This window comes from Oribacterium sp. NK2B42 (assembly GCF_000424445.1).
Taxonomy (GTDB): domain Bacteria; phylum Bacillota; class Clostridia; order Lachnospirales; family Lachnospiraceae; genus Oribacterium.
Genome location: NZ_AUJX01000045.1, coordinates 1 through 20,292, shown reverse-complemented (window position 1 = coordinate 20,292; position 20,292 = coordinate 1). Strand labels below are relative to the sequence as shown.

Sequence of the window (20,292 nt, the reverse complement as noted above, 5' to 3'; positions counted from 1 at the left end):
AATGTTCTTTTTATTAAATTGATAGAATGTTTCTTCACTGTTGTTTCTCTCTGTATCCTAATGCCTGTTCTAGCGCCAGCTTTTCCTCGGATCCTAACTCCACTTCAGTTGTACCTGCATCTACATCCTTTATATATAGAAAACAACCATCTCTTGAATGTACCGAGTTAATCACAAATCCTGTATTTGTATAATCCAGCAATGCAACCGCAAATGACATATTTCCGCCCAGACCGCCAAATGCATTGTATTTTATCAGGCCGAATTTCTGAAATGACGCTCTTATGTTTTTATTGAGAATACGCATCACTTCTTTATTCTTCTGGTCTTCAATTTCCAGGCTTTCAACATGTCGCTGTAATTCTACAAAATAATCTTCTAATGTTTCTGCATCCTTTCCTCTCATGAAGTAATCATATTGTTTATACAGCCTTGTGTACTTAACATTGGCTCTTACCGCAATAATCAACGCTAAAACACCTACCAGGAGTCCTCCAGCTGCTATTGCGATGAGAACTATATTTATATCAAACATTTTTTTCTCCCATCAATCAGTCATCACTTGAAGAATTTAAAATCATATAAAGTCTGTCCAGTTGATCCTGGGAATAATACTCGATTTCCAGTTTTCCCTTATCCTTATTCTTTGGAATGATATTAACCTTTGTTCCAAGTTTTGCCTTCATCTTCTTTTCAAGGTCTTTATATAATATCTTTAATCTCTTTAGTTCCTCTGCTTCCGGAGATTCATTCTTACTCTTATTTTCTTTAGCCAGTTTATCTAATTTAACAAGTTTTTCTATCTCTCTTACAGAAAGATTTTCAAGTGCACATTTATCTGCAATCTTCTTTCTGAGATCACGCTCTTCTATTACAAGTAATGCACGTGCATGTCCCTGAGTTATCCTTCCATCTCTGAGCATTTCAAGAATGTCTTCATCAAGCTTCAGTAATCTCAAACTGTTAGTTATGGTAGATCTGTTCTTTGATACCTTTTTAGCAACTTCTTCCTGCGTAAGATTAAAATCTTCTATCAGTGACTGGTATGCTAATGCTTCTTCAACCGGATTCAGATCTTCTCTCTGAATATTTTCAATGATAGACATTTCTCTGCTTGTTCTATCATCAACATTCTTAATTACTACAGGGATTTCTTTAAGACCGGCCATTCTTGCCGCTCTCCATCTTCTTTCACCTGTGATTATCTCATAGAATGCGCCATTTTCCTTTACTACAATAGGCTCTATGACACCATATTCTTTTATGTTATCTGCCAGTTCCTGAAGCTTTTCTTCGTCAAAATACTTTCTAGGCTGATTCTTATCCGGCTGTATCCTACTAAGTTTTATTGAGAATGCTCCGATATTCTCATTGTTCCCGGTTACCGGGTTTTCATTCTGATGATCGCTGTCGTTATCTTCAGAAAAATCTATTTCTTCTACTACGATATCATCATTTTCACTTAATTTCTGAGTTATGGTATCTGTCTTTTCATTTAATTCCGGTGTTACAGTATCTGTCTTTTCATTTAATTCCTGAATTACTGTATTTGTCTTTTCATTTATTTCCGGTGTTACGGTATCTGTTTTATCATTTTCATTTTTTTCCGCTGCTGATTCTGCTACAGTTTCCGCAACTGTCTTATAGGTTTTGTGTTTTTTTTCTGTATTAATCTGTGTATTTCCAAAAATCGCATTCAGGCCTTTTCCGAGACCTCTTTCCTGTTTAGCCATATATCTCATCTCCCTTACTCATTACTTCCGCTGCGAGTTTTCTGTAACTATCAGCTCCTGTAGAGGATGATTCATACAGTGTAATCGGTAATCCATGACTTGGTGCTTCTGCTAATCGTACATTTCTCGGAATTAATGTATCATATATATTTCCATTATAGTTTTCACGTACAGTCTCAACGACCTGCTGTGATAGCTTATTTCTACCGTCATACATTGTAAACACAATTCCTTCAACAACGAGATCTGTATTTAGTCCCTGCTGAACAATGCTAATTGTATTTAATACCTGGTTTAAACCTTCCAGGGCATAGTACTCACATTGAATAGGTATAATTACTGAATTTGCCGCAGTTAAGGCATTTACTGTTATAGTTCCTAAGCTTGGCGGACAGTCTATAATGATGTAATCATACTTATTTTTATATGGAGTAAGCAGATTTTTAAGAATCAGGTTTTTATCTTCCTGTGATACAAATTCTATATCTGCTGCAGCCAGGTTCATGTCTGATGGTATCAGGTCCAGATTATCTATTACATCAACCAGTATTGCTTCATCCATTGAGCATTCTTCGGTTAATACATTATATATTGTATTTTCTGTATCATCTATTTCTATTCCGAATCCGCTGGTGGCATTTCCCTGAGGATCAAAGTCAAGTAATAATATCTTTTGATTAGCCTCAGCAAGTGATGCTGCCAAGTTTATTGCGGTTGTAGTCTTACCTACTCCGCCCTTCTGATTTGTAATTGCTATTATTCTACCCATAACTCTCCCTACCTATTTATTAATTTCTTTTATGATACTTCATGTGATTCTATAATATGAGCCAAAAACTAGAAATTTTATATTTGATTAATAATCCTTTAATCGATTTTTTATTTAGAATGTTTCACGTGAAACATCAGAAAAGTAAATTTAAGATGAATGATTATAGTAACGATATTTTACTTCATCATCAATCTAGTGTCAATTTGTATTATCTTTTGTTAAATCATTTCTATTTGTCTAGTTATAACATTTAAAATATGGATATTATCAATTACTCTAATATCAGAAATATTTAATTACTTTACGTTAAACAGAAGGACGAGATTCTAAATACAGTCAAAAGAATTTTGTAAAAAATAAACTCTGTAGCTTTAACTACAGAGTTTATTACTATAAAGGATCTTTAGATGGTATTCCGGCCTTTCTTGGATAATTCTTTGGAGTTTTGGAGACCTTCTTTATTACTATAATTGATCTATCTGTTACATCATCAGTTAATTTAAAAGTATTGACACCTGAGACTTCCCCTCCCAAAAGTTTAATTGCTTTACCTGCAGACTTAAGTTCCTCATCAATTTTCCCAGATTTATAAGATATAAAATATCCGTTCTTCTTTACAAAAGGCAAATCATATTCAGATAAGGTTGATAAATTCGCTACTGCCCTGGAAGTTGAAAAATCAAATTTTTCCCTATAAACATCATTGTGTGCAAGATCTTCAGCTCTCCCATGTACAAGATTTATACCTTTTAACTCAAGTTCAGTAATTACTTCATCTAAAAATTTTAGTCTTTTATTTAATGAATCTGATAGTACTATATTTAAATTAGGGAATAAAATTTTCAGTACAAGTCCCGGAAAGCCTGCGCCTGTACCCACATCAATCATTGATTTATTATCAAAGAAATTATAATCAACAATTTCATCTCCAATCTTCAAACCATAGATACTCATAGAATCTATAAAGTGCTTAACAACTACATCATGTTCTTCTGTAATAGCAGTAAGATTCATTATCTTATTTTTTTCAACCAGCATCTCATAGAATTTATATAACTGTACAATCTGAAGATTACTCAGTTCTATACTAAGCTTTTTGGTATTGGATTTAATATCTGTAACGAAAGATTCTGTCATATTTCCTCCTTTAATTAAATATTCAAAAATCATTTCTATTAATTAATATAAATATTAGATTAAATTTAACCATAATTTACATTGAATTATTGATTTACTTCATATCATATTTCTTGTAATTTTTCTTCATATATTATACAACAAGTTATAAAAGAGTATATCCTCCAAAGTGTTTCACGTGAAACATTCAGGAGGATATAATAATAGAATAATAATTTAAGACTTAATATTCTTATATGATTCAATATAAATAAGAAGAACACTGATATCGGCTGGACTGACTCCACTAATTCTACTTGCCATTCCAATGTTTTCAGGTTTAATCCTTGAAAGCTTTTGACGAGCTTCTAATCTTAGATTTTTAATCTCATTATAATCTATGCCATCTGGAATACGCTTACTCTCCAAACGTTTAAATCCCTCAACCTGAGATAACTGTCTTTTTATGTAACCTTCATATTTAATTTCAATACCAACTTCTTCCCTGACTAAATAAGGTAATGACGGTCTGTTAATATCAATTTCTTTAATTAACTCATAATCAAGTTCCGGTCTTTTTATAAGATCCGCAAGTGAAGCACCGGAATTAAGAGCATTAGAATTATTTCTGATAAGAAAGTCATTAACAGAATCACTGTTACTAACAAATGTATTTTTAAGTCTTTCAATCTCAGCATTAATAAGATTAATTTTATTTAAAGTCTTCTGATACTCTTCATCAGAGATTAGACCGATATCATGACCAATTTTTCTTAATCTTAAATCCGCATTATCCTGTCTTAATAATAATCTGTATTCAGATCTACTCGTCATCATACGATATGGTTCAAAATTTTCCTTTGTAACCAAATCATCAATAAGAACACCAACATATGCCTGTGATCTGTCAAGTATAACGGCTGGTCTGTCTAAAAGCTTCATAGCTGCATTAATACCGGCCATCAGACCCTGAACAGCAGCTTCCTCATATCCGGAGGACCCGTTAAACTGACCTGCAGCAAAAAGGCCATCAATATTTATAAATTCGAGAGAAGATTTAAGCTGTGTAGAATCGATACAATCATACTCTATCGCATATGCATTCCTTACAATATGAACATTCTCAAACCCTTCCATGGAATGATACATATCGTATTGAACATCTTCAGGCATAGAACTGGACATTCCGCTTAAATACATTTCATTGGTATATAAACCCTCAGGTTCTATGAATATCTGATGTCTGTCCTTATCAGGAAATTTCATAACTTTATCTTCAATAGAAGGACAATATCTGGGACCTACGCCTTCAATTGAACCATTGTACATAGGTGATCTATCAATATTATTTCTTATTATATTATGTGTATTCTCATTGGTATAAACCAGCCAACAATCAACCTGCTCTTTCTGAATTGAATCAAAATCAGAAGAAAATGAAAAAGGTATAATCGGTACATCACCTTTCTGCACCTCAAATTTTGAAAAATCTAAAGTCCTTTTATCAACTCTGGCAGGTGTTCCGGTCTTAAAGCGGAACATACGTACGTTGTTATCTATAAGAGAATCAGTCAGATGTGTGGCAGATCTTAACCCATTTGGACCGGTGTATTCTATTAAATCTCCTGTTAAACATCTGGAATTAAGATATACGCCTGTGCAAAGAATAACAGATTTACCCTTATAAACAGCACCGGAAGTTGTTTTTACCCCCGTTACTTTTTTTAAACCATCTCCTAAATCAATAGTAAGCACTTCAGATACCTCTGCCTGCCTGATTGTAAGATGCTCCTGATTCTCCAGAGTTCTTCGCATCTCCCTGGTATATGCCTGTTTATCCGCCTGGGCTCTCAGACTATGTACTGCAGGACCCTTTGATTTATTGAGCATTTTAGATTGGATAAAGGTTTTATCTATATTTTTACCCATTTCTCCGCCCAAAGCATCAAGTTCTCTGACTAAATGACCTTTAGAACTACCCCCTATATTTGGATTACATGGCATCAGAGCTATACTGTCAACGCTGACCGTAAAAACTATAGTTTCCAGCCCCAGTCTTGCACAGGCAAGAGCGGCTTCACATCCGGCATGTCCTGCACCAACAACAACTACATCATATGATTCTTCAACAAAAGCCATAAAAACCCCCTCTTACTTACCCATACAGAATTTAGAAAAGATTTCATTTATAAGATCTTCCGAAACTTCCTCACCTAAAATATATCCCAGTTCTTCATAAGCATGCATAAGGTCAATAGTGAAAAAATCTTCAGGCAATCCAAGGTTAATTGAATTTAAAACCTCATTTAAAGAACCTTCTGCATTAATCAGACAATTCTTATGTCTAAGATTTGTTATTATTATCTGGTCATTGAAACTTATAGAATTACTGAAAAAAAGTTCGTGGATTTCAGATTCCAGTTTATCAATACCTACAGAGGTTTTGGCACTAAAAGGAATAACTTTTTTTCCGGTAAGTTCCTCTAATTCCTTTTGATCGAGTATTTGTATTAAATCTGTTTTATTTAAAAGTACAATGCATTTACGATCTCTTATTTTTTCAATAATCTTATAATCAGATTCATCCAATCTTATTGAGGAATCTACTACATAGATAATTAAATCTGCATTATTGGCAGCTTCAAGTGCTCTTTCAACTCCGATTTTTTCAACAGTATCCTGTGTATCTCTGATTCCCGCAGTATCAATGATCGTTAAACTGACACCCTTAAGATTTATATGTTCTTCCAGAGTATCACGTGTGGTTCCTGCCACATCAGTAACAATAGCTCTGTCAGTACCCACCAGTGAATTTAGCAATGAAGATTTACCGGCATTAGGTTTACCCAGAATAACAGTTTTAATGCCCTCTTTCAGCATTTTTCCGTCATCAGCAGAACTGATCATATAAGAAAGGTCATTTTTGATAGAAGTGATATGTTCCGATAAAGTACCGGTAAAACCACTGATGTCAATATGTTCAGGATCATCAAGTCCTGCTTCAATATAAGCCAGATCCTCAAGTATCTGTGCCCTGTACCTTTTGATATTATCAGAAACGGAACCTCTTAATTGATTGATCGAAGCTTTTAAGGCAAATTCATTTTCAGAAGTAATAAGATCACCTACAGCTTCGGCTTCAGAAAGATCAATACGGCCGTTTAAAAATGCCCTTTTTGTAAACTCTCCCGGTTCAGCCAAACGACATCCATTATTTAGAGCCACATCAATGATTTTTTTCATCATTAACACACCACCATGATAATCTATTTCAACAGTATCTTCTCCTGTATAAGATTTAGGTCCCAGCATCGTAATAACAAGAACTTCATCAAGTGGATCATTTTCCGAATAAACAAATCCATATTTAACCTGATGTGATTTCGAAATATCTACTGCCTTTCCACTTTTAGATCTAATAAACTTAGACGCAATTTGTACCGCTTCAGGACCACTTATACGTATGATTCCTATTCCTGATTCAACCGCTGCTGTTGCAAGTGCACAAATTGTATCATTAAACATCTGTTTCTCCTTTATAAACAAAAGATTATTGGCTGTATTTCTGAACTATATTTCTGACTTTATAATGTAGATTAATTATCTGCTTTAAAAAAATAATCTATCCACATTCAAAACTTCAATAATTCTAATGGTAGAATATGTTATTTTCAAGTTTTAATCTATATCTATAGTAAAAAAATAACCCTTAACGAATTAATCGCTAAGGGTTATCCACAAAATTCCAAAGATTCAATATGTAAATGTGGAATTAAGCATTCTCAACATTTTCATTTCCAACATTCTCGTTGTTGATCTCTGTTTTTGATTCCTTCTTATAATAAGAGTTATCTCTTGAATAGTTCTTCCTGTCTCTCTTTTTCATATAAATGATTACATGTCTGAAAGGTTCCTCACCTTCTGACTTTGTAGTAACAAATCGATCATTCTGTAATGCACTATGAATAATACGTCTTTCATAAGGATTCATAGGCTCAAGAGAAACAGCTTTGTGATTTCTTCTTACCTTATAAGCAATATTCTTTGCAAGATTACGTAAAGTAGCCTCTCTTCTTGATCTGTAATCCTCAGTATCAAGCTTGATACGAATATAGTCTTCCTTATGATTTTTATTAACAACCAGAGAAGTTAAATACTGAAGAGAATCAAGTGTCTGTCCTCTCTTACCAATCAGTACTCCCATATCTGAACCTTCAAGATTGATAAGCAATTCATTAATCTCATGATTAAAGTGTGATTTTGGATTAACATCCATATTCATTCCATTTAATACACTTACGATAAATGACTCTGCATCTTTTATGGCTGCATTAGCTTCTTCCTCTGTAATAGGCTTTATCTCATGCTGCTTTTTAGTCTCAACAGCGGAATCTGAATCCACAGACACATTTGCATTTTCTCTTTTATCATGTCTGCGTGACTTTTTATCTCTGTCAGATCTGAAAGACCTTTCTTTTTTGCCGGATTCAGAACTCTCAGTTTTTGCATCCACAGTTTTATTTGAAACAACTGATTCTGTTTTATTGACTGAATCCTTCTTATCAGATTTTGTATCGGATACTGAAGAATTGGATTTGATTTTATCGATATCCTTCTCAATATTAACTAAATCATCTTCAGCATTAGTTTCTTTTACAGAAGCCTCTATGATCCAGGGTTTTGCTCCTATTCCAAACAGACCGGCTTTACCTTCAACAACTACATTGTAGTTTAATCTGTCAGAAGTAATTCCAAGCTGTATCAGGGCTTTTGTTATAGCTTCATCTTTAGTTTTAGCTGAAACTCTTATACTGTTATTCATAATAATCTCCATTCCATCGCTTTTGTCTGGCGGCACAAATAGTTATGAAAAGTATTTTTCAAACTATCCCTCATTATTAATTGTTCTTCTTATCACTTTTATCGTTCTTCTCATTATATAACTGAACCATATTAGCTTTAGATGCCAATGATCCCGGCTTTGCATTCTTGTTATAATAATCAGTAGATTCTTTAGTTTTAAAATTCTGCTTTGCTATAACTTCCAAACGATTATTTTCTGTAGTTTCAGCTTTGTCTTTAGCAGCTAAAATACGGTTTTCGACGGATTTTTCATCAATCGGAGTAAGTCCCTTTTTTGCACGTTTAGCATTTGCAGCTGCTACCTGCTTCTCAATCATTTCTTTATCAGAAATCTTACTGAAATAATTATTTAAAAGTAACTGCTGAATGATCATAACACCCGAAGATGCACACCAGTAAAGACCGATACCGGAAGCAAAGGAGAAACAGAACCATACTGACATAAGAGGCATGGTTAAATTCATACTCTTCATCATCTGTGCAGACTGATCATTTCCATCAGCCAAAGCCTGATTTGAACTTGACATAAGCTTTGTACTTAAATACTGGAATACACCTGCTAAAATAGGAATAATCCAGTAAACATTAGGTACGAACCCCATTGAACTCGGAGCTGTGGAAAGATTAATTCCCAAAAAGTTATTAATCCTTTCAGCATCAATCGAGGCAGACTCAATAACCTTAGATGCATCAGGAAATACTTTTGCAAGACTATCCCATTGAGCAGGGTTCAGTTTATAGAGGAAATCAACAATTAAATTTGATATCTGGTCAGAAGTATAAGCAGCACCATCATCAACACCAAGATTATGTAACTGTTTAAGAATGGCAGTAAGATTATTATTATTACCGAATTCTACAAGCTTCTGAGCTGCAGAATCACCGCCTATTGTGTTCAATACATTGGCATAAATTTTGTAAACAGAAGGAACATAGGCAGGTATGTTCATAATGATACGATAAAGTGCAAATATTACCGGCATCTGAAGTAAAAGAGGAAGGCATCCACCGGTCATAGATGTACCGTACTTTTCATAAAGTGCCTTCATTTCAGCCTGCTGTGCCATCATAGATGCATTATCAGTTTTATTTTTATACTTTTCCTGGATTGCCTTCATTTCCGGCTGCATCAGCTGCATCATACGTGAAGACTTCTGCTGACGGAAGCTGGTGGGGAAAAGAATTATTCTCATTACAATTGTAAATATAATGATTGAAAGTCCGATATTTCCGATACCTAAGCTCTCGAGAGTATTATAGATCACATTCATGATCATTCCGAGAATCTCAACTATAACATTCCAAATACTACCAATTATCGGAAGACTTGATGTATTTTTAGTTAATAATACTAAGTAAAAACTATCCAAGGATTTACCTCCGGTTAAGGAACAGGATCATAACCGCCTTTTGACCATGGATTACAGCGTAAAATACGCCAAATGGCCAAACAACTACCATAAATACAACCATACTTTTGAATTGCCTCAACGGCGTATTGAGAACAAGTAGGAGTATACTTACAGTGAGCACCTATATATGGTGAAATACCTTTTTGATAACACCTGATTAAACAAATCATTACTTTTGATAACATATATAACTCCGAAAATAATAAAAAACTTCAATCCAAGTAATATAAGTCAGCTCACTTCAAAACCCTAAAATACGATTAATATCGTTTATACCAAGATATGATGCCTATTCAACAAATTTAAATATTGCGATTCAAGCTGATTGTAATCGCAAAAGTTTGCTTTAAAACGAATTACTATAACGATGTCTAAACCCTTTTTTACTTTATTGTCATTTAATCTGAAGATTTCTCTCATCTTTCTGGCAAATGTATGTCTTACTACTGAATTACCAATCTTTTTTGAACAGGAAATACCTATTCTGTTATGATCAAGACCATTTTCAATAATATACATAACAAGAGCACCGGTTGCATGAGAAGTACCGTTTTTGTAGGCAGTCTGAAAATCCTTATTCTTTTTAATAGAAGGAAAACGTTTCATTTTTCAAACCCCCACGTACACAAATATCACATGAAAAAAGACCGCCAATAAATAGCGGTCTCAATCATAATTCAAATAAATTATTATACTGTTAATGCTGCTCTACCTTTTGCTCTTCTGGCAGCCAGTACCTTTCTTCCGCCTGCTGTAGCCATTCTAGCTCTAAATCCATGAACCTTGGCTCTCTGTCTTGTCTTAGGCTGTAATGTCATCTTTCCCTTATGCATACTGACACCTCCTTTTCTGATAAACTTTCAGGACTCCATTGATAATTTAATTTTCAATGTAGGACCCCTTAATAGCCCTTAGTCCTGAAGTACCTTCAGATCTAGGGTAAACATCGTTTGTATATTATAAGGAAATACCTATTTTTCGTCAATATTTTTTTACCCAGCTTTATCAACAAATTTACCCACATTTCCACAGTACAAAAAGTTATCAACAAAATGTGTATATCTATGTGGATAAGTGTATATATTGTTAATAAAAAACCTAAATATAACTTGTGATTTAAAAGAATAGAATGTGGAAAAAGATCTCCACATAATTACTTATCCACATCTTAGATTGAAATATTATCCACACTTTGATATAATTTTTTTGTGATTTTATCTATTAAGGAGATCCTCATATGAGTGATTTTGAATTAATTCGAAAGAATTGGGATGATATTCTGAAATACATGAAGGAAGAACATGATATTTTGCAGGTATCATTTGACACATGGTTAAAACCTTTGAGATTATTTGATTTTATTAACAGAGAGCTTCTGATAATCGTACCTGAAGAAGGATATAAAAAGATTCTTGATAAAAAGTATTCTCTCTTTTTAAAGGTAGCAATTGAGGAAAAAACAAATATTTCTGTTAATGTTCTCTTCTTAATAGAGAGTGAAGCCAGAGAGTATGTAAAGAAATTACAGATAGCTATCAATGATAAAAAAGATCCTTCTATTATATTAGAAGAAACTCTGAAAGAGGCAAATCTTAATACAGAATATACATTCGATACTTTTGTTGTTGGATCAAGTAATAATCTGGCTCACGCTGCATCACTGGCCGTAGCAGAGTCACCGGGAGAAATATATAACCCTCTGTACATATATGGAGGAGCCGGTCTCGGTAAAACTCACTTGATGCATTCCATTGCCCACTTTATATTGAAGAATAATCCTGCTGCAAAGATACGATATGTTACATCTGAGACATTTATTAATGAATTTGTAGATTCAATAAGAAATAAAAATAATATGTCTCCGGCTGATTTCAGAAATAAATACAGAGAGTTGGATGTACTTTTGATAGATGATATTCAGTTTATCATCGGAAAAGAGGGAACTCAGGAGGAGTTTTTCCATACATTCAATACTTTATATGAAAATAAAAAGCAGATAGTAATAGCATCTGATAAACCTCCTAAGGATATTGATAATCTTGAAGACAGATTGAGATCCAGATTTGAGGTTGGACTCATAGTAGATATACAGATGCCTGACTTTGAGACACGTATGGCCATTCTTCGTAAAAAAGAAGAATTGATGCATGTAAATATAGATAATGAAATAATAAAGTACATAGCAACCAATATTAAGTCCAATATCAGAGAGCTCGAAGGTGCTCTTACAAAAATAGTAGCTATGTCAAGACTCAAAGGACAGTCTATAGATTTATCCCTTGCGGAGGATTTGTTAAAGGATCATATAACTCCTGACGGACCAAAGGAAATCACACCTGAGTTTATCATTACTACTGTTGCTGAACATTTTGGAATAACAAATATTGAAATTGCTTCACAAAAGAAGAATAAAGAGATTGTATTTCCGAGACAGATTGCCATGTACCTCTGCAGGACGATGACAGATGCACCTTTAAAGAATATAGGTGAGTATCTGGGCGGCAGGGATCATACTACTATAATGCACGGAATAGATAAGATATCCACAGAATTACGCACAAATGAACAATTGAAATCCACAATTGAAACTTTGAAAAAGAAGATATCTCCATAACATATATTTTATAAACACTTTATAAAATTGATATCAACATAGTTATTAAAGTGGATTTTTCAAGTGACAGAGCCATTTAACTGACTTTTTCACATTTCCACATCCCCTATTAGTACTACTAAGAATTAAAATAACTAATTAATTAAAGGAAAGGCTGCTTTATGAAATTACAGTTTAAGAAAAGTGATCTTACGAATGCTATAAATATAGTATCAAAAGCTGTTCCATCAAAAACCACAATGTCTATATTGGAATGTATCCTTCTTGATGCATCCAACGGAAAGATACAGCTTGTTGGAAATGATACTGAATTTGGTATTGAAACTGTTTGTGAAGGAAGTATCGTAGAGCCCGGTAAAGTTGCATTGGAATCAAAGATCTTTTCAGAAATCATCAGAAGATTACCGGAAGCCCAGGACGTAGAGGTAACTATAGAAACAGATTTAAGAAATAATACAGTAATTACCTGTGAAAATTCTGTATTCAAAATTGCGGGACGTGATGGAAACGAGTTTACTGCATTACCTAAGATTGATAAAACCCAGTCTTTATCACTTTCACAATTTACACTTAAGCAGATTATCTCACAGACTATCTTTTCTATTGCCATGAATGACAGCAATAAGAAAATGACTGGTGAATTATTTGAAATCCAGGATGATAACCTGACTGTAACTTCACTTGACGGTCACAGAATTTCCATAAGACAGGTTAAACTGAACAATTCTTATGATTCCGCAAAAGCAATCGTTCCGGGAAAAGCATTAAATGAACTTGTGAAGGTTCTGAACGGTGGAATTTATGACGAAGTGATCATGTATTTTTCAAAAAATCATATCATGTTCGAGTTTAATAACACACTGGTTGTAACAAGACTGATAGATGGAGAATATTTCCACGTAGCACAGATGCTTTCAGAAGATTACGAAACAAAAATCATGGTAAATCGTAAAAATCTCCTGGATTGTCTTGAGAGATCTACGATATTTGTCAGAGATAATGACAAGCAGCCACTTGTTCTTAAGATCGAAGATAATGTTATGGGATTAAAGATTACAACAGATCTCGGAACAATGGATGCAGAAGTTGCTATAAAAAAGATTGGTAATGACCTGATGATAGGATTCAATCCTAAATTTCTGGTAGATGCACTCAAGAATATTGAGGACGAGGAAATTTCAATCTATATGTCCATTCCACGTTCACCGTGTTTTATCAGAGATGACAGTAAATCCTATAATTATATGATCTTACCTGTAAACTTTAATTCAGATGCAGTGTAATTTTTAAATGATAATAGATTCATTAGAATTAAAAAATTTCAGGAATTATGAATCCTTAAAGGTGAGTTTGAGCCCGGGAACCAATATTTTTTATGGGGATAATGCTCAGGGAAAAACTAATGTTCTTGAATCGATTTTTTTAGCTTCAACTTCAAAATCCTATCGGATTGCAAAGGATAAGGATCTTATACAGTTTGGCAATGATGAAGCGCATATCAAAATGGAAGTAAGGAAACATGATGTTCCTTACAGGATAGATATGCACCTTAAAAAAAATAAATCAAAGGGTATTGCGATAGATGAGACTCCCATAAGAAAAGCGTCAGAACTTTTTGGTATAGCCAATATCGTCAGCTTCAGTCCCGAAGATTTAGGGTTGATAAAGGATGGCCCCGCTGTAAGACGAAGATTCATGGATCTTGAATTATGTCAGTTGGATAAAATATATCTTTACAATTTAACAAGATACAACAGAGTTTTGGATCAGAGAAACAAACTGTTAAAAGATATTGTTATAAAGCCTTCACTACTTGATACCTTATCTGTCTGGGATTTGGAGCTGATAAAGTATGGGACTAAAATAATCGAGATAAGAAATATTTTTATTGAAGAGCTTAAAGAAATAATAATTGACATACATCATCATTTAACAGGTGGTATTGAAAAACTGGAAATAGTTTATGATGCGAATGTAGGTTCTCAGGATTTTCAGAATACATTATCCCGTATGAGAGAATCTGAGATCAGACAGCATATAACCTTAGTCGGACCACACAGAGATGATCTTATTTTTTTGATAGATGGCAAGGACATAAGAAAATTCGGTTCTCAGGGACAGCAACGTACGGCAGCATTAGCCTTAAAGCTTAGTGAAATTGAGCTGGTGAGAAAAAGAATTGATGATGATCCAATTCTTTTACTGGATGATGTACTTTCAGAGCTTGATTCAAAAAGGCAAAATTATCTTCTGGATCTGTTAAGTGAGACACAAAATATCATTACCTGCACCGGACTTGATGATTTTATCAATAATCGTTTTCATATTGATGAGCTGTTTCATGTGGTTAAAGGAACAGTTACAAAAATAAATGATAAGTCAAAAATATTATCTTAGATTACAAAGTAATCTAAAATGATACACATTGAATATGGGGAAAAATAAATGGCAATTGAAAAAAATGATGATCTGTTAAAAGAAGAAGAGCTTATGAAGGGTTCTGCTGATTATAATGCGAATCAGATTCAAATTCTGGAAGGTCTGGAAGCCGTAAGAAAAAGACCCGGAATGTATATAGGATCTACTTCCATAAGAGGTCTTCATCATTTGGTGTATGAAATTGTTGATAACTCTGTTGATGAAGCTCTTGCCGGATTTTGCAGCAGTATTCTGGTAACTATAAACAAGGATAATTCCATTACAGTTACCGATGACGGAAGAGGTATACCTGTTGATATCCAGAAAAAAGCAGGAAAACCGGCACTTGAAGTTGTATTTACAGTTCTTCATGCAGGAGGAAAATTCGGAGGATCCGGATATAAAGTATCAGGAGGTCTTCATGGAGTAGGTGCCTCCGTAGTTAATGCTCTTTCAAAGAAACTGGAAGTTTCGGTTTTTAAAAACGGTAAGATTTATAACATGAAATTTGAAAGAGGAAAGGTTATTCAGGATATGACCGTAATAGGTGAATGCGATCCTGAAAAGCATGGCACAGAAGTACATTTCCTTCCGGATCCTGAAATTTTTGAAGAAACAATATATGATTACGAAACATTAAAAGTAAGATTACGTGAAACAGCATTTTTGACAAAGGCTCTCAGAATTACTCTTCGTGATGTAAGAGACGAAGAAATTCATGAAAAGTCTTTCCACTATGAAGGTGGAATAAAAGAATTTGTGGGATATCTTAACAAAGGTAAAGAGCCGTTATATTCCGATGTTATTTATTGTGAAGGTGAAAGAGATGGTGTGTTTGTTGAGGTTGCGATGCAGCACAATGATTCTTACTCCGAAAATACCTACACATTTGTAAATAACATAAATACTCCTGAAGGTGGTTCACACCTGACAGGTTTTAAAAATGCGCTGACAAAGACATTAAATGACTATGCCAGAGAAAATAAGCTTCTTAAGGATTCTGAACCAAACTTAAGCGGTGATGATATAAGAGAAGGATTAACAACTGTTATTTCCGTAAAAATAGGTGATCCACAGTTTGAAGGTCAGACAAAACAGAAGCTGGGAAACTCAGAAGCCCAGACAGCGGTTCAAGGTATTGTCAGCGAACAATTGACATATTTTCTTGAGCAGAATCCCGGTGTAGCAAAGGCTATTTGCGAAAAATCAGTTTTAGCCCAGAGAGCCCGTGCTGCAGCAAGAAGAGCAAGAGATCTTACAAGAAGAAAATCTGCCCTGGATGGAGTGGGACTTCCGGGAAAACTTGTGGATTGTAATTCAAAGGATCCTAATGAATGTGAAATATTCATTGTTGAGGGAGATTCGGCATTAGGACCTGCTAAGGACGGAAGAAATGTTAATACACAGGCAGTTCTTCCACTCAGAGGAAAAGTACTGAATGTTCAGAAGGCAAGATTGGACAAAATCTACGCCAATGAAGAAATAAAGGGAATGATAACAGCCTTTGGCACAGGCATTAAAGAAGATTTTGATATTTCTAAGCTTAGATATAACAAGATCATCATAATGACTGATGCCGATGTTGATGGTGCTCATATAGCAACATTGATGTTAACATTCATATACAACTTTATGCCTGAGCTTATAAAGCAGGGTCATGTTTACCTGGCACAGCCGCCATTATTTAACATAACTAAAAATAAGAAACACTATTATTGTTATTCTGATGAAGAATATCAGGAAGTATTAAAGCAGATCGGAGCTGAAGGAGCTGATGTATCCAGATTCAAGGGTCTTGGAGAAATGGATACGGAAGAGCTGGCAGAAACCACCATGGATCCGGAAACCAGAACCTTACTGAGGGTCAATATGGTTGACGATGATAAGGCCGATCTTGACGTTACATTTACTACTTTGATGGGTGACCAGGTAGAGCCCAGACGTGAATTCATCGAAGAAAATGCAAAATATGTAACAAATCTTGATGTTTAACATAATTGGAGGAAAAGATTTTGGAGCCAAATGTTTTTGATAAGGTCCAGGATGTAGATCTCAAAAAAACCATGGAAAACTCTTACATTGATTACGCCATGAGTGTAATTGTATCAAGAGCTATCCCTGACGTAAGAGACGGACTTAAGCCTGTTCAAAGAAGAGTATTGTATTCTTTGCAGACATTGGGAGTAACACCGGATAAAAAAACAAAAAAATGTGCGACCATAGTAGGTGAATGTATGGGTAAATATCATCCCCATGGAGATTCATCTATTTACGGTGCCCTGGTATATATGGGTCAGGCATGGTCAATGCGTCATGTTTTGGTGGATAAGCAGGGTAACTTTGGCTCAGATGACGGTGATTCACCTGCCGCAATGAGATATACTGAGGCAAAAATGTCAAAACTTGCGGGAGAAATGCTGGCAGGAATAAACAAGGATACTGTTGATTTTATGCCTAACTTCTCAAATGAGTATGATGAACCGACTGTTCTTCCTGCAAAATTCCCAAATCTTATAGTTAACGGTGCAACAGGTATTGCAGTTGGAATGGCTACAAATATACCTCCTCATAACCTTAAGGAAGTTATAAATGCTGTTGACCTTATCATCGATAACAGAATAAATGATAAAGAAACAACCATTGAAGATATCATGAAAGTAATTCCGGGTCCGGATTTTCCCACAGGAGGACTGATACTCGGAAGAAAAGGTATAGAAGAAGCATACAGAACCGGAAGAGGTAAGATAAAGATCCGTGCCGTATGTGAAATTGAGGCTATGCAGAACGGTAAACATCGCATAGTTGTTAAAGAACTGCCTTATCTTGTTTATCGTTCAAGAGTTATCGAAAATATAGCTGAGCTTGTAAAAGATAAAAAGATTGACGGTATCACATACATAAATGATGCATCAGGTAAAGGCTCTACTGCAAAGATAAATATAGAATTACGTAAAGATGCAAATCCGAATGTAGTTCTGAATCAGCTGTATAAACATACACAGCTTCAGACAACATTTGGTGTAATTATGCTGTGCATCGTTAATGGTGAGCCAAAAACTCTTAATCTCATGGAGATATTAGAGGAATATCTCAAGCATCAGGTAAATGTTTTCACCAGAAGAACCAGATATGATCTGAATAAAGCTCAGGAAAGAGCACATATTTTAGAAGCACTTTTAAAGGCTGTTGATCATATCGATGAAATTGTGCATACCATCAGAGCGGCTGCCAATACAGAAGAAGCAAAACTTAATATTTCTGCAAAGTTTGGTTTTGATGATGTGCAGGCCCAGGCAATCGTTGATATGCGATTAAGAGCATTAACAGGACTTGAAAGAGGAAAGCTTAAGGAAGAATATGATGATCTTCAGAAAAAGATCGCATATTTTAATGAATTATTGAATGATCCTAAAAAAATGCTCGGAGTTATAAGAGAAGAAATTAATGTCATTGCCGACAAGTACGGAAATGAAAGAATGACAAAATTCGGTTTTGATGATTCATTGGATGATGAAGATCTGATTCCGGATGATGATACAGTCATCGCTGCCACTAGATTAGGATACATTAAACGTATGTCTCCCGAAAACTTTAAGCAGCAAAATCGTGGCGGAAAAGGCATTAAGGGCATGCAGACCATAAATGACGACATAATAGAAGATTTATTTATGACAACAAATAAGCATTATATTATGTTCTTCACAAATACCGGTCGCTGCTTCAGAATAAAGGCATACAAGATCCCCGAGGCATCAAGAACATCAAGAGGAACAGCCATGGTAAATCTTTTACAGCTGGCTCCTGATGAATATGTGACTGCATCATTTGCAATTGATGATGATTATGCAGAATCAGATCAGTACCTTCTCTTGGCAACAAAGAACGGAACTGTAAAGAAAACTCCAATCTCAGAGTATACGAACATAAGAAAATCAGGTTTGATAGCAATTTCACTAAGAGATGATGATCAGCTTATAGAAGCGAAGCTCATCGATAAAGATGAAGATATCATGATCGGAACAAAGTACGGAATGGCTATACGATTTAACGAAAGAGATGTTCGTATAACAGGACGCAGTTCTTATGGTGTACGTGGAATTACATTAACAGATGATGATGTGGTTGTAGGTATGCAGAAAATCAGTCAGGGAGACTTTGTTCTTGTCGTATCCGAAAAGGGTATGGGAAAACTTACCAGTACCGATGAATTTAAGCTTCAGAAGAGAGGCGGTAAAGGATTAAGATGCTACAAGATAACGGAAAAAACCGGAAATCTTGTAGGATTTAAGCTGACTGATAAATCAAGAGAGATAATGTTGATAACAAATGAAGGTGTTATAATAAGAATGTCTTTAAAGGATGCTAAAGATATCGGAAGAAATACTTCAGGTGTTAAATTCATGAACATAGATCCTGCTTCAAATGTTGTTATAGCTTCAATTGCCAAGGTCAGAGAATCAACAACCGAGGCTGATTTAAGAAGAGAAGAAGAGCAGATAAATGAAGAATCTGATGATAATCAGGAGTAAAGTGATCTATACTTTATAAAGCATTAAAAAATAATAAGTAAACTGAAATGTGTATCTTAAATGACATGGATCTATAAAGATCCATGTCATTAATTTGTTCATAATTTAGATTTGCAGGAATTAAGTAAATAAAATAGTATAAAGACTAGTTGACAGACAATTGTTTTATTGTTAAGATACTAAGGCACCTTAAAAAAGGGTGATATAAACGATCCTTAAACAAAACCTTGGTAGGGACGTTTGAAGAATAATAGATTTAATTCTATAATTCAAAGTGGAGTAGTACTCAAGAGGCCGAAGAGGCGCCCCTGCTAAGGGTGTAGGTCGGATAAAACCGGCGCGAGGGTTCAAATCCCTCCTGCTCCGTTTTAACTTTTTTAAAAAAAGTTAAAAAAGCGTTTGACAAACAATTATAATTTTGATATTATAAGAGAGTTGCAATCGCAACTGAACCTTGAAAATCAAAGATCGATTAATACACAGACCCTGAAGATTCTAAAAAGAAGATTCAGAAGCGGAGGATCTTTTGAAGATCTGAAGCGCGACCAAAAAGGTCTAAAGCGAATAATACAATCGCAGTAAAGAAAAACGGACAGAACAAATAAAGCCAAGCTTTTAGTTCTGAACGGGAAGAACTTAAAAGAGAGAAATCTCTTTCGTATTTAATATGAGAGTTCGATCCTGGCTCAGGATGAACGCTGGCGGCGTGCCTAACACATGCAAGTCGAACGAGCGAGAGATGAAACCTAGTGATTCTCAAGCGAGTGGCGGACGGGTGAGTAACGCGTGGGTAACCTGCCTTACAGAGGGGGATAACAGTCTGAAAAGACTGCTA

General features: G+C 34.8%; 16 protein-coding genes, 1 tRNA gene and 1 rRNA gene. 7 read left to right on the top strand and 11 right to left on the bottom strand.

Features of this window, described 5'->3' with window-relative positions; genetic code table 11:
- Nucleotides 1-34 precede the first annotated feature (34 nt).
- The 11 genes from G625_RS0111510 to rpmH form a co-directional block, all read right to left on the bottom strand.
- Complete coding sequence (locus G625_RS0111510) at nucleotides 35-535, bottom strand: DUF4446 family protein (protein ID WP_029201235.1); 501 nt, start codon at nucleotides 533-535, stop codon at nucleotides 35-37.
- 16 nt (nucleotides 536-551) lie between these two features.
- A complete protein-coding gene (locus G625_RS0111505) occupies nucleotides 552-1,733 on the bottom strand; it encodes a ParB/RepB/Spo0J family partition protein (protein ID WP_029201234.1) in 1,182 nt (393 codons plus the stop codon).
- Nucleotides 1,726-2,502 (bottom strand): ParA family protein, encoded by a 777-nt coding sequence (locus G625_RS0111500; RefSeq protein ID WP_029201233.1) that lies wholly within the window; start codon nucleotides 2,500-2,502, stop codon nucleotides 1,726-1,728. The genes G625_RS0111505 and G625_RS0111500 overlap by 8 nt, the downstream gene beginning before the upstream one ends.
- A 393-nt stretch (nucleotides 2,503-2,895) precedes the next feature.
- On the bottom strand, nucleotides 2,896-3,642 hold the full coding sequence (gene rsmG, locus G625_RS0111495; RefSeq protein WP_029201232.1) for a 16S rRNA (guanine(527)-N(7))-methyltransferase RsmG: 747 nt from the start codon (nucleotides 3,640-3,642) through the stop codon (nucleotides 2,896-2,898).
- A gap of 216 nt (nucleotides 3,643-3,858) precedes the next feature.
- Entirely contained in the window at nucleotides 3,859-5,760 is a 1,902-nt protein-coding gene (gene mnmG / locus G625_RS0111490) for a tRNA uridine-5-carboxymethylaminomethyl(34) synthesis enzyme MnmG (protein ID WP_029201231.1), read from the bottom strand.
- A 12-nt stretch (nucleotides 5,761-5,772) separates the two neighbouring features.
- The gene (gene mnmE, locus G625_RS0111485) at nucleotides 5,773-7,146 is read right to left on the bottom strand and encodes a tRNA uridine-5-carboxymethylaminomethyl(34) synthesis GTPase MnmE (RefSeq protein WP_029201230.1); all 1,374 of its coding nucleotides are present in this window, start codon (nucleotides 7,144-7,146) and stop codon (nucleotides 5,773-5,775) included.
- Nucleotides 7,147-7,393: 247 nt separating this feature from the next.
- Nucleotides 7,394-8,443: an RNA-binding cell elongation regulator Jag/EloR gene (gene jag, locus G625_RS19635; protein ID WP_044932488.1), complete on the bottom strand. Its 1,050-nt coding sequence runs from the start codon at nucleotides 8,441-8,443 to the stop codon at nucleotides 7,394-7,396.
- Between the two features lie 76 nt (nucleotides 8,444-8,519).
- Nucleotides 8,520-9,854 (bottom strand): YidC/Oxa1 family membrane protein insertase, encoded by a 1,335-nt coding sequence (locus G625_RS0111475; protein ID WP_049895868.1) that lies wholly within the window; start codon nucleotides 9,852-9,854, stop codon nucleotides 8,520-8,522.
- 14 nt (nucleotides 9,855-9,868) lie between these two features.
- Nucleotides 9,869-10,081: a membrane protein insertion efficiency factor YidD gene (gene yidD, locus G625_RS21985; RefSeq protein ID WP_084152875.1), complete on the bottom strand. Its 213-nt coding sequence runs from the start codon at nucleotides 10,079-10,081 to the stop codon at nucleotides 9,869-9,871.
- Nucleotides 10,082-10,166: 85 nt separating this feature from the next.
- On the bottom strand, nucleotides 10,167-10,502 hold the full coding sequence (gene rnpA, locus G625_RS0111470; RefSeq protein ID WP_029201228.1) for a ribonuclease P protein component: 336 nt from the start codon (nucleotides 10,500-10,502) through the stop codon (nucleotides 10,167-10,169).
- An 83-nt stretch (nucleotides 10,503-10,585) separates the two neighbouring features.
- Nucleotides 10,586-10,729 (bottom strand): 50S ribosomal protein L34, encoded by a 144-nt coding sequence (gene rpmH / locus G625_RS0111465; RefSeq protein ID WP_029201227.1) that lies wholly within the window; start codon nucleotides 10,727-10,729, stop codon nucleotides 10,586-10,588.
- A 404-nt stretch (nucleotides 10,730-11,133) separates the two neighbouring features.
- Between rpmH and dnaA the strand changes: the two genes are divergently transcribed.
- The 7 genes from dnaA to G625_RS0111430 all read left to right on the top strand — a co-directional run.
- Nucleotides 11,134-12,510 carry a chromosomal replication initiator protein DnaA gene (dnaA, locus tag G625_RS0111460; RefSeq protein ID WP_029201226.1) on the top strand — a complete coding sequence of 459 codons (1,377 nt, stop codon included), beginning with the start codon at nucleotides 11,134-11,136 and terminating at the stop codon, nucleotides 12,508-12,510.
- A gap of 161 nt (nucleotides 12,511-12,671) precedes the next feature.
- Nucleotides 12,672-13,793: a DNA polymerase III subunit beta gene (gene dnaN, locus G625_RS0111455; protein ID WP_029201225.1), complete on the top strand. Its 1,122-nt coding sequence runs from the start codon at nucleotides 12,672-12,674 to the stop codon at nucleotides 13,791-13,793.
- A gap of 7 nt (nucleotides 13,794-13,800) precedes the next feature.
- Nucleotides 13,801-14,907: a DNA replication/repair protein RecF gene (recF, locus tag G625_RS0111450; RefSeq protein WP_029201224.1), complete on the top strand. Its 1,107-nt coding sequence runs from the start codon at nucleotides 13,801-13,803 to the stop codon at nucleotides 14,905-14,907.
- 93 nt (nucleotides 14,908-15,000) lie between these two features.
- A complete protein-coding gene (gene gyrB / locus G625_RS0111445; RefSeq protein WP_029201223.1) occupies nucleotides 15,001-16,920 on the top strand; it encodes a DNA topoisomerase (ATP-hydrolyzing) subunit B in 1,920 nt (639 codons plus the stop codon).
- A 20-nt stretch (nucleotides 16,921-16,940) separates the two neighbouring features.
- Entirely contained in the window at nucleotides 16,941-19,457 is a 2,517-nt protein-coding gene (gyrA, locus tag G625_RS0111440; RefSeq protein ID WP_029201222.1) for a DNA gyrase subunit A, read from the top strand.
- 276 nt (nucleotides 19,458-19,733) lie between these two features.
- Nucleotides 19,734-19,823: transfer RNA gene (locus G625_RS0111435), tRNA-Ser, on the top strand.
- A 297-nt stretch (nucleotides 19,824-20,120) separates the two neighbouring features.
- Nucleotides 20,121-20,292: ribosomal RNA gene (locus tag G625_RS0111430) — 16S ribosomal RNA — on the top strand; the annotation flags it as partial.

Bases quoted from the DNA above. Each gene is read 5' to 3' on its own strand.
- jag (WP_044932488.1), bottom strand. From the start codon at position 8,443: ATGAATAACAGTATAAGAGTTTCAGCTAAAACTAAAGATGAAGCTATA.
- G625_RS0111500 (WP_029201233.1), bottom strand. From the start codon at position 2,502: ATGGGTAGAATAATAGCAATTACAAATCAGAAGGGCGGAGTAGGTAAG.
- recF (WP_029201224.1), top strand. From the start codon at position 13,801: ATGATAATAGATTCATTAGAATTAAAAAATTTCAGGAATTATGAATCC.
- gyrB (WP_029201223.1), top strand. From the start codon at position 15,001: ATGAAGGGTTCTGCTGATTATAATGCGAATCAGATTCAAATTCTGGAA.
- dnaA (WP_029201226.1), top strand. From the start codon at position 11,134: ATGAGTGATTTTGAATTAATTCGAAAGAATTGGGATGATATTCTGAAA.
- dnaN (WP_029201225.1), top strand. From the start codon at position 12,672: ATGAAATTACAGTTTAAGAAAAGTGATCTTACGAATGCTATAAATATA.
- G625_RS0111510 (WP_029201235.1), bottom strand. From the start codon at position 535: ATGTTTGATATAAATATAGTTCTCATCGCAATAGCAGCTGGAGGACTC.
- rpmH (WP_029201227.1), bottom strand. From the start codon at position 10,729: ATGCATAAGGGAAAGATGACATTACAGCCTAAGACAAGACAGAGAGCC.
- yidD (WP_084152875.1), bottom strand. From the start codon at position 10,081: ATGTTATCAAAAGTAATGATTTGTTTAATCAGGTGTTATCAAAAAGGT.
- rsmG (WP_029201232.1), bottom strand. From the start codon at position 3,642: ATGACAGAATCTTTCGTTACAGATATTAAATCCAATACCAAAAAGCTT.
- G625_RS0111505 (WP_029201234.1), bottom strand. From the start codon at position 1,733: ATGGCTAAACAGGAAAGAGGTCTCGGAAAAGGCCTGAATGCGATTTTT.
- mnmE (WP_029201230.1), bottom strand. From the start codon at position 7,146: ATGTTTAATGATACAATTTGTGCACTTGCAACAGCAGCGGTTGAATCA.
- mnmG (WP_029201231.1), bottom strand. From the start codon at position 5,760: ATGGCTTTTGTTGAAGAATCATATGATGTAGTTGTTGTTGGTGCAGGA.
- rnpA (WP_029201228.1), bottom strand. From the start codon at position 10,502: ATGAAACGTTTTCCTTCTATTAAAAAGAATAAGGATTTTCAGACTGCC.